The organism is Arthrobacter sp. 001422645, from assembly GCF_059816125.1.
This window is the reverse complement of the sequence record NZ_JCBANT010000002.1, coordinates 25,863-38,607: the sequence shown is the minus strand read 5'-3', so window position 1 is coordinate 38,607 and position 12,745 is coordinate 25,863. Positions and strand designations below refer to the sequence as shown.

Below are 12,745 nucleotides of genomic sequence, written 5' to 3'. Positions count from 1 at the left end.
TGCAGGCGCTTTGGGGGTCTTTTCATGTACATTGCGACTATTCACTTGACACGATGTAAAGAAACATGTGACGCTGACTACACCGCAACGGAGCGACGCCGGCACAGTCAAGCTCCGCGGCCCCCTGCATCCAGTACCGATCTTCAAGGGAGAAGCCAGTGAGTCACACCCCACCCGTCGCCACCGGTGATACGTTCCACGCCCCCACCGGACAAACCGTCAACACGGTCCTTGGCCCCATCCCAGCCTCGGATTTGGGTGTGGTTGCCGTCCATGAGGCCTTGCTGTCGGTGCTGCCGGGAGCCCAGTACGCCCCCGACATCTCCATGGACCGGGCGGAGATCTTCGAGGCCCTGGCCGCGAAGCTCAAGGACTTCCGCGAGCACGGCGGACGGACGATCGTGGACAGCACGGGCATGTTCCACGGTCGCGACGTGAAACTGTACGAGGCGCTGTCGCGCTCAACCGGGGTGCACATCGTGGCCTCGACGGGCATGGGTCCGGAGGAGATGCTCGGTGGCTACTTCCTGACGCCGCAGACCAACCCGCCGACGCCGTGGCCCGCCGAGAAGTTCGCCGACCTCTTCAGCAAGGAAGTTACCGAGGGCATGGTGGTTCCGCGCGTTGAACGTCGCGGCGCCGCCGGGCTCGTGACCACCACGGCCGACCGCGCCGGCATGACCCCCACCGAGGAAAGCCTGTTCCGCGGTGCGGCCAGAACGTCCTTGAAGACCGGCGTCCCGGTCTCCATCCGCTTCGGCGCCGATGCCCTGCACGATCTGGACATCGTGCTGGACGAGCAGATCGGGGCCGACCGGGTGCTCGTCGGCGGCCTCGACCGCAAGGACGCCAACGGCGCCGCCCTCGAGGTGGCTGGGCGCGGAGCGTTCGTCGGCATCGACCACGTGGGCCTGAACGACCACGCCGACTACCTCACCGACCATGACCGTGCCCAACTTGTGCTCGAGCTCGTCAAGGCCGGCCATGCCGACAAGATCATCCTCTCGGGCAACTCGATCGGCGTGGCCAAGGGACAGCCTGACTACGACCTGCCGTTCAGCCACGTCGTGTCCACGTTCGTGCCCTTCCTCAAGGCGCACGGCCTGAGCGACGAGGACGCCCGGCGCATCCTCGTGGAGAACCCGCGCAACCTGCTGACCGTTCGCTAGGAACGCGTCGGCCCCCCACTCAACAAACTTTCGAACCCCTGAGGTGAGTGAACGAATGACCAAGGTCAACACCGTGCTGGGAACCATCCCGGCCGAAGAACTGGAAATCGTGGCGGTCCACGAACACATCGGGTACGGCATGCCCGGCTCCGAACTGGACACCACATGGTGGAAGTCGCCGGAGCAGGCCTACGAGGAGACCGTGCCGAAACTGCGGAAATTCCGCGAAAACGGCGGCGGGACCTTTGTGGACGCCACGGGCATCTGCAACGGCCGCGACGTGGACTACTACAAGTCCCTGTCCGCCAAGACGGGCGTGCACATCGTGGCATGCACCGGCTTCGTCGGCGGCGACACAGCCCTGCCGCACTTCTCCCGCGCCACCGTGGACTACCTCGCGAAGGTGTTCATCCACGAGATCACCGTCGGCATCGGCAACACAGGTTCAAAGGCCGGCGTCATCAAGGTCGGCGTAAGCCGGGGCGGACGCATGACGGACCTGGACAAGCGGATCTACCGGGCCGCGGCCCGCGCCGCCGTCGTCACCGGCGCGCCGATCCTGACCCACCTGGCGATAGATCCCGAACCGGCCGTGACCATCTTCAACGAAGAGGGCCTTTCGCTGGACCGCGTGCTCTTCGGCCACGCCGACGACGGCCTCAACGCTCCGATCACCCCGCATGATTGGATCTACGAGCAGGGCGGCCGCATCGGCTTCGACACCTTCGGCTACGACCTCGAGCTGCCGGATCCGCCGTTTTGGGGCCGCAAACGCGCTGAACGCATGGAGCACTTCGTCAACCTGGTGAACAAGGGCTATGCGGACAAGCTCCTCGTCTCGGCCGACGCCAATTGCAGCCCGCTGGGTTGGCCGGGCGTCAAGGGCCACACCATCAACTACATCTTCGAGGACATGATCCCCGACATGCGCACCGCCGGCATCGACGACGCCACCATCAAACTCCTGCTGCAGGACAACCCGGCCGACTTTCTGTCGCTGAACGCCTGACCTGCGGACAGGCACCCACAACTTACCCGTTCCGCCAGGCATGGCCCCGGGCCACGAAAGAGTCAAGAAAGAGATGAAACCATGAAGGCTGAAGACATCAAGAACCTCAAGATCGCCGTCGTCGGCGCAGGCTACGGCGGCGCTGCGGCGGCCAAGGCCCTGAGCCTGCTCGGTGCGGACGTCACAGTCTATGAGCAGGCTCCCCAGATGGGAGAGGTGGGCGCCGGCATCGGCCTGCGTCCTGCCACCATGGCCCGGTTCCGCCAGTGGGGGATCTTCGACGCGGTCGCCAAGGTGAGCTCGGCGAGCGACTACTTTGAAATCCTCACGGCCACCGGCGAGCCGATCATGAAGGACACGTGGCCGGAGTTCGGCGACGAGAATCAGACGTACCTCATCCACCGCCGCGACTTCATCGAGGCCCTTCTCGGCGTGCTTCCCGAGGGCATGGTGCAGCTTGGCCACAGGCTGGAGACCATCGAGGACAAGGGCGGCCACTCCGTCCTGACCTTCGCCAACGGCAAGACGGTCGAAGCCGACCTGGTGGTCGGTGCCGACGGCATCAAGTCCGCGGTGCGCGAGCAACTCTTCAGCGACAAGGGCCCGGTGTTCTCCGGCGAGCACGCCTACCGGGTGGTGATCTCCGCCGACGACGCCCACGGGATGGTGGTCGACGACAACCTGCGGATGTACATGGGCAGGGGCACAAAGGTCTATCTGCTGCCGCTGCGGCACCGCAACCAGATGTCCTTCGACATCACCGCCCTGAATCCGGACGGGACCTGGGCGCCGGTCATTACGATGGACGAACTCCTGAGGACGGTGGAAGGTTTCGACGAGCGGATCGTGGCGATTGCCCGCGGCCTGGACATGGACACCGTCAACATCCGTGCGGTCTACGACATCGACCCCGTGGACGGCTGGCACACCGACTCCGTTGTCCTGATGGGCGATGCGGCGCACTCCATGCTGCACCACCAGGGCCAGGGCGCGAACTCCGCCATCGAGGACGCCGGAGCACTGGCCGATGCGCTGGCCGAGGCCGGCTCGGTGCCGGAGGCACTGGCGCTGTTTCAGGCCACCCGCAAACCCGTCACGGATGAACTGCAGCGCATCTCGCGCCAGGGCTGGTCCGAGGAAGAGGTCAACGACGTCTTCCCGGGCCAGAAGCCCAAGTCCCAACAGCCCGCCGCCAGCGCGGCAGCACCGGCAAAGGCCTGAACGCCATGACCATTCATCCTGAAATCGCCAAAATCTTGGCAACGTTGCCGGCACCCGCTGGTTCTCCCCTGGACCCCGGCGCCATGCGCGCCGGGGAGGCTGCGCAGGTCCCGCCGCCGGGTGAGCGCCTCCCCCTCCACACCGTCGAGGACGCGACGGCCGTGACGCCGTCGGGCGAGGTGCCGGTGCGGATCTACACGCCGGCAGAGGCCGACACCTACGGCATCCTGGTCTATTTCCACGGCGGCGCGTTCTTCCTGGGCAGCCTGGACACCCACGACCACGTCGCTCGCTCCCTCGCCAGGGAATCCGGCTACAAGGTCATCTCGGTCGGCTACCGTCTGGCCCCCGAAGCCTCCTTCCCGGCCGGCCTTGATGACTGCTACGGCGTGGTCCGCTGGGCCGCCGAACAGGGCGCGGGCCTGAAGTGGGACGGAAAGAACCTCGCCATCGCCGGCGACAGCTCGGGCGGCAACTTCGTGGCCGCTGTCACCGCCAGGGCCCACGACGACGGGTTCGCCAAGATCACGCACCAGATCCTGTTCTACCCGTCCCTGGACCTGGACTTCGACGTCGACCGCTACGCCTCGCTGCGGGAAAACGGCGAAGGCTACGGGCTGGAGACGGCGGGACTGCTGCCGTTCAACTCCTTCTACCTTGAGAGCGGGGCGGATCCGGCGGATCCCCTCGTCTCCCCCATCAAGAGGGCGGACCTCGCCGGTCTGCCGGCTGCACTCATCATCACCGCCGAGCACGATCCGCTGCGCGACGAGGGCGAGCTCTACGGCCGGCGCCTGAGGGAAGCCGGCGTGGACGCGGCGGTTCGCCGCTATGCGGGGGCCAACCACGGCTTCGTCCAGAACTTCTCCTGGATTCCGGAGTTTTACGGGGCGTTCGAACAGACCGCCGCCTTTCTGGGCGGGAACGCCCGGAAATGACGGAGTCGGTCGCCGTTTATCCCCTGGTCTCCCCCTGGGGGAGGTTCGGTCTCTACAGCTTCTTCATCGACGCCCCGGAGCCGGCGATCGTCGACACGGGGATCGCGTCCTCGCCGGCCGAAGGCATGGTGCCTGCACTGGAGGCGATCGGCCGCCGGATCGAGGACGTCCGTTGGATCCTGCTGACCCACGGCCATATCGACCACATCGGCGGCGCATACGCCCTGTGGGAGCTCACCGGACGGCGCGCGCAGGTGGTCATCCACGAGGCGGATGCACCGATGTTGCGCTCGCGCCGGGCCCACGTGGACGAATACCTTGCCGGCCGGGCGCAGTATCTGGATGACCCCGACGGCGAGGCGAAGCTGACTGACGCCACGAATGCCGTCATCTCGGGCGAGATGGAGCCCACCATGCTGGTGAAGGGCGGCGAGACCATCTCGCTCGGCGGCGACGTCACCGTCTCCATCCACTCGATTCCGGGCCATACCCCCGGCTCCGTGGCGTACGTCGTTGACGGACAAAACGACGTTTTCGTCGGCGATGCCGTCCAGGTCCACGGTGCGGCCAACGGTTTTCCCGGATTCGTGGATCCGGTGGGCTACCGCGCCAGCCTGCGGTACCTCCGCGATGAGATCCGTCCGCGGCACCTCTACCTGGGGCACCCGTATCGCCGCGCGGACGGCACACCCTACGGCGTGGAGCTCGACGCCGGGCAGGCCGGGGAAGCGCTCCAGGCCAGCCTGGAGATCGAGTCCCGCGTGAACAGTGCGGCCTGCGGCTGCCTGGCTGCCGGGCTGCAGGATTCAGACTCGCCCTACTCGCCCTTCGCCCGCGTGGCCGAGGAGCTTGGCTACGAGGGGGATCCCGCGCTGGAACCGTCCCCGTTCTTCACGACGCTCAACGGATACCGCACGACATTCGACCACATGACCGAAGATGAGGAGATCAGCACTCATGGATGACTTCCAGTTACTGAATGCCGGCGGGGAAAAGATCGTCGTCCGCAAGGACCTCCGGGTCCCGATGCGGGACGGCGTCGAGCTCGCCGCGGACGCCTACCAGGGCGTTGAGGACAAACCGCGCCCGGCGCTGGTGGCGTTGAGCCCCTACGGCAAGGAACTGCAGGCGCTGGCCCTCACCACCCCGCCGCAGCGGCGCCCCAGCCCCATGTGGGACGGCTGCATCGAGGCCGGCGACATTGCCCGCATCGTCAAGGAGGAGTACGTCCACGTCATCGGCGACCTGCGCGGCTCCGGCCACTCGGGCGGCGAGCACATCGGCAACTACAACGCCGGCGGTGTCTCGCTGGGCCAGGATGCGTACGACTTCATTGAGTGGGTGGCCGAGCAGCCTTGGTGCGACGGCAATGTGGGCATGGTGGGCATCTCCTACTTCGGCTCCATGCAGGTGCTGGCCGCGGCCGAGCGCCCGCCGCACCTGAAGGCGATCTTCGTCTCCGGCGGCCACTACGACTTCTACGAGACCACCTACCACGGCGGCGTGATGTGGTTCATGCCGCGTGCTGCCCGCGAAGGCCGCGGCGGCGACTCCGGCTGGGCGTTCACCGACGGAGTCAAGTCCCGGATGATCGAAAAGTACTCGCCGGAGGAACTGAAGAAGCTCGTGGCCAAGCGCCTCGAGGATCCCGACGTCGCCGCGTGGCCGAACCTGGTCCACGTCCTGAACTATCCGAAGAACCACGAAGCATGGTTCGACATCGTGATGAACGAGCTCGACGGCGACTGGTACGAAGAGCGCAACCCCATCACCTTGGCCCCGAACATCGACATTCCAGTGTGGCTGCAGATCGACCAGGGCCGCGGGTGGACCATGGACGGCACGATCGAGCTGTTCAACGAGCTGAAGGGCCCGAAGAAGCTGGACATCGGCCCTTATCCCCCGATGCAGTCGCGCCCCTTCATCGAAGAGCACGACAAGATGTTCCGCTGGTATGACTACTGGATCAAGGGCATCGACAACGGCGTGATGGACGAGCCCGCCGTCAGCGTCTTCGTGGAGGGCTCCAGGGAGCTGGTGACCGCCGATTCGTGGCCGCCGAAGGACGTCGAGTACACGTCCCTCTTCCTGCGCCCGCGCCACAAGCTGTCCACCGAACCGGAGCTGATGGGGGCCGAGTACGCCGCCCCGGACGGCTTCTACCAGGCGCCGCTGACGGTGACAGACAAGGTGGAGATCATCAGCTGGTCCACCCCGCCGTTCGAGGAGGACACGGAGATGATCGGTACCGGCGCCGCGCACATTTTCGCCGCGATCGACCAGCCGGACACAAATTTCATCCTGCGCCTGTGGGACTACGCCCCCAACGGCAAGCGCCAGCTGATCACCAGCGGTTACCTCAAGGCCTCACACCGCGAACTCGACGGGCGGACCACCGAGGGCAACCCGTTCCACCCGCACACCCGGACCGTTCCGGTGGAGCCTGGGCAGATCGAGGAGTACGTGCTGCGCCTCTACCCGTTCGCGAACACGTTCAGGCCGGGTCACGTCCTGACGGTGGAACTGTCCAACGCCGAGCCGCTTGCAGACGAACACAACGCGCTGCTGCCGCCGGACGCGTTCCACCTGCCCGTGGGCCGGCCTGTCACGCATAAGATCTACCGCGACGCCGCCCACCCGTCCAGGCTGGTGCTGCCGTTCACCACGAACAAGGCGGCCGGGGACCCAGCGGGCTGACCCCACCGGTCACCTGGTGCTTCCTGCTCACTCAGCCAGCAGGAAGCACCAGTTCTCGACCATCAAATCCAGCGAAATGTCGCGGTCCACGGTCCAGCCGAGCCGCATCCAGCGCCGGGAGAAGAACTCCAGTTCCCCGAACGCCAGCGCGCACCGCACGCGGCGGCTGGACGGATCAAACCGCCCGGCCCGCTCCAAGCCGGCCACCATGTCATCGATCGCGGTGTCGAACCACTGGTCCAGGGCCGCCTGGATATCCGGTTCACTCGCCGCGGCCTGGTGCGCCGCCACCACGTAGGGGCGGATTTCGGCCCACTGGTCAAATTTCCGGGCGAGCCAGACCCTGATCAGCTCACGGTCCCCGGACTCCACCACCGAATGCAACGGCGGAACGTCCGCCTCGGTCAGCATCTCGTTGGACCGCTCCACCAGCGACCGCATCAGCTGGGCCTTGGACGGGTAGTGCGCGTAGAAGGTGGCCCGGGTCGTTCCGACGGCGGCGGCGATGTCATCCACGGTCGTGGCGGCGTACCCCTTCTCCTCGAAAAGCTCCAGCCCTTTTTCGAGCAACAATCGGCGGGTCATCTGCTTTTGAGCTTCTCGAATGCTGGCCACTCCCCCAGATTAGTGCAGCCGGGCCTCCTCCGAAGAGGTACCTGGCAGGAGCGCAGTTTCGCCGTGACAGGAAGGGCGCCGCGGGGAAGTCTCCCCGCGGCGCCTGAGTTTACTGTGTGAATCGCGTTGCCCTGTGGATCGTTGTGCCCTACGCCGGAACAGCTGCGGCCGTGGGTTCACGGACCAGTTCGCTTGCGAGTTCGACGGCCAGATCTCCAACCACCTGCCCGTACAGCAGACCGCCTTTGGCTGCGCTGGACCCCGCGGCCGATGACAGGCAGCCGGTGGCGGGGGTCCGCTCCAGCACCACCGGGAGCCTGTCAAAGCGCGGCAGGACGGCGGCAGGACCGTCGACCAGGCGGTCCATGGCAACCCGGGCCGGTTCGAGGTGGAGCATGAGTGAGGTTTCCAGGACCCCGCCGTGCTCGATGTCCCAGCCCGGGAAGCCGTCGGGGTAGACCTGCGACAGCGTGTCCTGGCTGACAAAGTCCCAGTACGACAGCAGAAGCACGCTCTGCTGTGCCCCGGGCTCAATCCCAAGCTCGTCCAGGGCCAGGTCGATTCCCTCGTACAGGAACTGGTAGTTCTCGAAGTGGCCGTTGATGAAGACCACGTGCCGGACGCCCTGGTTCAAGAAGGACTTGACCAGGTTGCGCGCCACGCCGATCAGGGTGGCGCCATCAAGGCTGACAGTACCCGGGAGGTGGTTGCCGCCGCCGGACTTCTGCTGCGACTTGTACCCGTAGGCGATCGGCTGGGCAACCATTGCTCCCAGCCGCCGGGCGACCCCTTCCGCGAAGTGGGAGGACAGGATGGTGTCCGTTCCCAGTGGAAGGTGAGGGCCGTGCTGCTCCAGGGACCCGACGGGAATGAGAACAATCGTCTCCCCGGATGCCAAGGCTTCACGGTAGGCAAAGGCATCCAGGTCTTCCAGAAATACTGACTTGTCCATGCTGGTGATGCTCCTTGATGAGTGCTGGTCAGAGGCCGACGGGGGCGGTTGTGGCGGCGGGGAGGTCTGTCACACGGGGCAGTTCAGAGACGGGGGCCGCCTCCGCGGCGCCGGGCACCTGCAGGAACTTCCGGTGGAAGCGCGGACCCATCAGGGCGTAGGCCGTGGCACTGGACAGTCCACCGGCCAGCCAGGACAGATCCCATCCGCCGAGGGCGACGGCGACGGGGCCCTGCATTGCCGGTACCAGCCCGTACATAAACAGCCAGGTGGCAAAGATGCCGATGAGCAGGGATGCGATGCCGGCGGGGTTCACGCCCGGCAGGCGCTTGGTGCCGACGGCGTCGAACAGCCGGGCCGGGTCGCCGGGCCAGCGCTTCTCAATCCAGAAGTAGTGCACCAGCATGACACCGCCCCAGGCGGCAACCCAGGCTACGAGTCCGATCAGCCACGCGTCCAGGACAGCGGCGAAGTCCTCCTGGAAGATAAAGAAGACAACGGCGGCCAGTGAGAAGACACCGACGAACAGGTTGAGCTTGCGGCGGCTGATGGTGATGTCGAGGGCCTGCGTCGCGACCGAGAAGGTGTAAATGTTCAGGATGTTGGTGGCGATCGGCCCGTGCAGGACCATCAGCAGAACCGGGAGCGCCATCACACCGAAGTTCTGGACGATGAGTTTGCCGGGGTCGATCTCTCCGCTGTTGGTGGCCAGGCTGGCACCCAGGATCCCGAGCCAGACAACGGGGATGAACTGCCCCAGGACCGAGGCCAGGTAGACCTTGCGCTTCGGCACTTCGGTGCTGACGAAGCGGGAGTAGTCGGCGGCGTACGTGAACCAGGTGATGCCCCAGCCGATGCCGATCGCGGTCATAACAGCGCTCATCGCGGCGATGCGCTCCGAGCCCTCGAGGATATTGCCGGCCGGCCCGGCGTAGGACCAGTTGATCTTCATGCCGAACCACGCGACGGCGGACATCACGGCGAGGATGATGATGGTGGGCGGCACGGTCCACTTTTCAAAGGCCGCAATGGCCTTGTAGCCGAACCAGGCGATGGCGACCTGCGCGGCCATGATGGCCGTGGCGACGCCGATTTTCCAGGCGTAGTTATGGGCCGTCGGGTCCACCCAGCCGAGGGTGCCGAACAGCGCCATCACCAGGTCCAGGATGATCCAGGTGTTGACCGCGCACCAGCCGATGACCAGCAGGGCCTGGATGGCTGCCGGAAGGTAGTTTCCGCGACGGCCAAAGGCGGCCCGGGCCAGGACCATGCCGGTTGCCCCCGTCTTCTGCCCCAGCAGCACGAAGCAGCCGAAGAGCAGCATGCCGATCAGGTTCCCCAAAACCAGAACGGTGACGGTGTCGGCGAAGCCGAGGCCGAGGTGGATGCCGAGGGCGCCAAGCACCCAGTTGATCGGGGCGAGGTTGGCGCCGGCCCAGATCCAGAACTGGCCGGAGACTTTCCGGGTCCGCTGGGATTCGGGAATGGGCTGAAGCCAGGCTTCGCAGTCTTCGCCGGCCGCCGGTGCGGGGGTGGCGGAAATCATAGGGGGTTCTTCACGCATTGGAGCCTCCGTGAGTGAGTGGGGTCCTTCAAGATTATGTGGCACATGCCACATCCGCCTATATATGATGTGTCTAGTTAATACTTGCCTTACGCGACGGAGTGTCATGCCAATACGTCTTCAGGATGTGCTCAACCACCCGACCCTCACGGCCGCCGATCCCGTCATCCGGGCGGGGGCAGGCAACGCTGCCAGAACCCAGCTCCGGTGGATCCACTCAAGTGAGATTCTGGACATCGCCCCGTTACTTGACGGCGGGGAACTCCTGCTGACGGGCGGCGAAGCCCTCGCACTTGCTTCCGAGGAGCGGCGCATCACCTACATCCGCCAGCTGGCGGAGCGGGGCGTGGCCGCCTTAGCCATCGAAACCGGCGTCGCCCTCCCGTCGCTCCCGTCCTCGATGGTGTCGGCTGCCGAAGCAGCGGGCCTTCCCCTGATCGAGCTTCGCAAAGTGGTGCCGTTTGTCAGTGTTATGCAGGCGATCAACTCGTCGCTCGTGAGCGAGTCGGTTTCCCAGTTGCGGCAGGCAGATGAGGCCAGCCACGCGATGGCCGTTGAACTGGCGCACGGAGGCAGCCTGGACCGGATCCTGGCCGTACTCGCCGGCATCACCCACGCTGAGGTGACCCTGGTGTCGCTCACGGGCGCGACCCTGGCCAGCGCAGCGCCGGCGCGCGACGCGCCCGACGCGCATGACGCCGCCTTCGCTGCCGGCTCGACGGCGGAGTCCGCGCCCACGCTGGCGGACCATGCACGCCTGATCCACATCGACGTTCCGGTACGCGGAATCCTGGCGGCGCAACTGTTGCTCCGTGTCCCGCCGGGCGAGGACGAGAACCTGGCCCGGACGGCGGGGAAACGCTCCGTGGATATTCTGGCGCTGGCCATGCTGCAGCGGATGTCGCCCGGGCTGCGGGAGGTGGCGGGAGCTGCGCTGATGCGTGCGATTGATTCCGGCAGCCAGCCCTGGCGGCTTCAGCAGTTGGCCTTAGCAGCCGGAATTCCGGCCTCCGCCCCACTGGTCGCCATGGTGGTGCGGTCGGAGATCTCACAACAGCTGCGGACGTCGGTGGAGCAGCATCTGGCCCGGACAGCGCGGTCCCACGCAACCTATGTCGACAACGCCGAGCTGCTGGCAGTGGCCAGCCTGGCCGGAGAAGCTTCGGAAGCGAGCCGGCAGGGGCTCCTGGCCGGACTGATGGAGCTGCCCGCCATGGCCGGGACGCTGGCTGCGGTAGGTCCGGTGGTGGCCGGAATTGCGGATGCTCCCTGGTCAGTGGCCGAGGCCAAGCTTACCCTGGAACTGGCGGACTCTCCTCGGCACGCCCGGCCGGGAGCCGACGGCGCATACAGTCCCGTCATCGACGCCGAGGCGTTCGCCGTCGAACGTCTCGCCGTTCAGGCCCTGGACCCGGACCAGCGACGGAACTTCGTACGCCGGCAGCTGGGTGCGCTCCTGGACCACGACGCACAACGCAATTCGCGGCTGCTCGACACCCTGGCTACGTGGCTGGACTGCGGGTGCAATACCGCCCACGCCGCCCGCGAGCTTCACGTGGAGCGGCAGTCCATGCATCAGCGGCTGCGGCGGATCTTCGACCTGTGCGGCGGTGACCCGCGGGACACGGGACGGCTCGCGGCATTGCATTTGGCCGCCCGGTTGGCGAAGCTCGCCTGACGCTCCCGCCCGCCCTTTAGCTCGGGCCGCGTTCCGGGTTTCCGGGCGGACGTCCGCCCAGGCGTGTAGTGACCTGATGCGCAGCCGCGGCACACGCCTCACCCAGGCTTTGCAGTCGCTCGCGGGACACACGGAACCGGGGGGCCGGGATAAGGACGGCGGCCACGACGTCGCCACGGTGATCGTAAACGGGCGCGGCCACGCCGACTTCGTCGATGGATGATTCCCCGTAGTTGATGGCCCAGCCCCGGCGGGCTACGTCGCCGAGTTTGGCCTGGTAGTTATCCAGGCCGGCATCGTCCAGCCCCGGATAGGTGATGGTTCCGCTGCGGAGCAGGGCGCGGACCCGCTCGGCCGGTTCGGCCGACAGGAAGACCTGGACGGACGCACTCATGGTGTCCCGGTACCGGGCTCCCAGCGGAGTGGTGTGCTTGATTTGGTGGTGGCTGGCGATTTGCTCCACGCACATCGATTCGTTGCCGTTCCAGACCATCAGGGCGCTGGTTTCGCCGGTCTGTTCGGTGAGTTCGCGCAGGACCGGGTAGGCCACGCGGCGTTCCTCGAGTTCCGCGAGCAACGGGCCGGCAACGGCGATCAGGCCCAGGCCCAGGCGGAAACGGCGCGTTTCCGGGTCCCGTTCCACCAGGTGCTCCTGCTCGAAGGTGGACAGGATGCGGGACACCGTGCTCTTGTGCAGGCCGACCCGGTTGGCGATCTCGGTGACCCCAAGCAGCGGTTCATCGGCGGTGAAAGACCGCAGCACTGCGATGGCGTTGACGATGACGGAGGTGCCCTTCGTGTCGCCGTTTCCGTTGGTGTCAGGGGATTCTTCTGGACTCATGGTGATCCCATCATTCCGTACAGGGGACGAAAGCGGCGCCACGTGGGACGTGGCGCCGCTT

At 66.3% G+C, this 12,745-nt stretch carries 11 protein-coding genes; 7 read left to right on the top strand and 4 right to left on the bottom strand.

Annotation, left to right across the window (positions count from 1 at the left end; all coding sequences use genetic code 11):
• Window positions 1-158 precede the first annotated feature (158 nt).
• The 6 genes from AC6EUH_RS03510 (at window position 159) to AC6EUH_RS03485 (ending at window position 7,034) form a co-directional block, all read left to right on the top strand.
• Window positions 159-1,169 carry a phosphotriesterase family protein gene (locus AC6EUH_RS03510; protein ID WP_499737820.1) on the top strand — a complete coding sequence of 337 codons (1,011 nt, stop codon included), beginning with the start codon at window positions 159-161 and terminating at the stop codon, window positions 1,167-1,169.
• 55 nt (window positions 1,170-1,224) lie between these two features.
• A complete protein-coding gene (locus AC6EUH_RS03505) occupies window positions 1,225-2,178 on the top strand; it encodes a phosphotriesterase family protein (protein ID WP_056428493.1) in 954 nt (317 codons plus the stop codon).
• 81 nt (window positions 2,179-2,259) lie between these two features.
• The gene (locus AC6EUH_RS03500; RefSeq protein WP_499737819.1) at window positions 2,260-3,399 is read left to right on the top strand and encodes an FAD-dependent oxidoreductase; all 1,140 of its coding nucleotides are present in this window, start codon (window positions 2,260-2,262) and stop codon (window positions 3,397-3,399) included.
• A 5-nt stretch (window positions 3,400-3,404) separates the two neighbouring features.
• A complete protein-coding gene (locus AC6EUH_RS03495) occupies window positions 3,405-4,337 on the top strand; it encodes an alpha/beta hydrolase (RefSeq protein WP_499737818.1) in 933 nt (310 codons plus the stop codon).
• Complete coding sequence (locus AC6EUH_RS03490; protein WP_499737817.1) at window positions 4,334-5,302, top strand: MBL fold metallo-hydrolase; 969 nt, start codon at window positions 4,334-4,336, stop codon at window positions 5,300-5,302. The genes AC6EUH_RS03495 and AC6EUH_RS03490 overlap by 4 nt, the downstream gene beginning before the upstream one ends.
• Complete coding sequence (locus AC6EUH_RS03485; RefSeq protein ID WP_499737816.1) at window positions 5,295-7,034, top strand: CocE/NonD family hydrolase; 1,740 nt, start codon at window positions 5,295-5,297, stop codon at window positions 7,032-7,034. Before AC6EUH_RS03490 ends, AC6EUH_RS03485 begins: the two co-directional genes overlap by 8 nt.
• Window positions 7,035-7,061: 27 nt before the next feature.
• On the opposite strand, the gene AC6EUH_RS03480 is transcribed toward AC6EUH_RS03485, so the two are convergent.
• The 3 genes from AC6EUH_RS03480 to AC6EUH_RS03470 form a co-directional block, all read right to left on the bottom strand.
• A complete protein-coding gene (locus AC6EUH_RS03480; protein WP_056428509.1) occupies window positions 7,062-7,649 on the bottom strand; it encodes a TetR/AcrR family transcriptional regulator in 588 nt (195 codons plus the stop codon).
• Between the two features lie 148 nt (window positions 7,650-7,797).
• Entirely contained in the window at window positions 7,798-8,601 is an 804-nt protein-coding gene (locus AC6EUH_RS03475) for a creatininase (protein ID WP_499737815.1), read from the bottom strand.
• Between the two features lie 28 nt (window positions 8,602-8,629).
• Window positions 8,630-10,147 carry a purine-cytosine permease family protein gene (locus tag AC6EUH_RS03470; protein ID WP_499737814.1) on the bottom strand — a complete coding sequence of 506 codons (1,518 nt, stop codon included), beginning with the start codon at window positions 10,145-10,147 and terminating at the stop codon, window positions 8,630-8,632.
• Window positions 10,148-10,271: 124 nt separating this feature from the next.
• On the opposite strand from AC6EUH_RS03470, the gene AC6EUH_RS03465 reads away from it, so the two are divergent.
• Window positions 10,272-11,843, top strand: coding sequence for a PucR family transcriptional regulator (locus AC6EUH_RS03465; RefSeq protein ID WP_499737813.1), 1,572 nt, complete (start codon window positions 10,272-10,274; stop codon window positions 11,841-11,843).
• 16 nt (window positions 11,844-11,859) lie between these two features.
• On the opposite strand, the gene AC6EUH_RS03460 is transcribed toward AC6EUH_RS03465, so the two are convergent.
• Complete coding sequence (locus AC6EUH_RS03460) at window positions 11,860-12,684, bottom strand: IclR family transcriptional regulator (protein WP_499737812.1); 825 nt, start codon at window positions 12,682-12,684, stop codon at window positions 11,860-11,862.
• Between the last annotated feature and the right edge of the window lie 61 nt (window positions 12,685-12,745).

What these genes read in the sequence shown, in the direction of transcription:
- AC6EUH_RS03505 (WP_056428493.1), top strand. Translation starts at nt 1,225, where the DNA reads ATGACCAAGGTCAACACCGTGCTGGGAACCATCCCGGCCGAAGAACTG.
- AC6EUH_RS03500 (WP_499737819.1), top strand. Translation starts at nt 2,260, where the DNA reads ATGAAGGCTGAAGACATCAAGAACCTCAAGATCGCCGTCGTCGGCGCA.
- AC6EUH_RS03495 (WP_499737818.1), top strand. Translation starts at nt 3,405, where the DNA reads ATGACCATTCATCCTGAAATCGCCAAAATCTTGGCAACGTTGCCGGCA.
- AC6EUH_RS03490 (WP_499737817.1), top strand. Translation starts at nt 4,334, where the DNA reads ATGACGGAGTCGGTCGCCGTTTATCCCCTGGTCTCCCCCTGGGGGAGG.
- AC6EUH_RS03485 (WP_499737816.1), top strand. Translation starts at nt 5,295, where the DNA reads ATGGATGACTTCCAGTTACTGAATGCCGGCGGGGAAAAGATCGTCGTC.
- AC6EUH_RS03475 (WP_499737815.1), bottom strand. Translation starts at nt 8,601, where the DNA reads ATGGACAAGTCAGTATTTCTGGAAGACCTGGATGCCTTTGCCTACCGT.
- AC6EUH_RS03470 (WP_499737814.1), bottom strand. Translation starts at nt 10,147, where the DNA reads ATGATTTCCGCCACCCCCGCACCGGCGGCCGGCGAAGACTGCGAAGCC.
- AC6EUH_RS03465 (WP_499737813.1), top strand. Translation starts at nt 10,272, where the DNA reads ATGCCAATACGTCTTCAGGATGTGCTCAACCACCCGACCCTCACGGCC.
- AC6EUH_RS03460 (WP_499737812.1), bottom strand. Translation starts at nt 12,684, where the DNA reads ATGAGTCCAGAAGAATCCCCTGACACCAACGGAAACGGCGACACGAAG.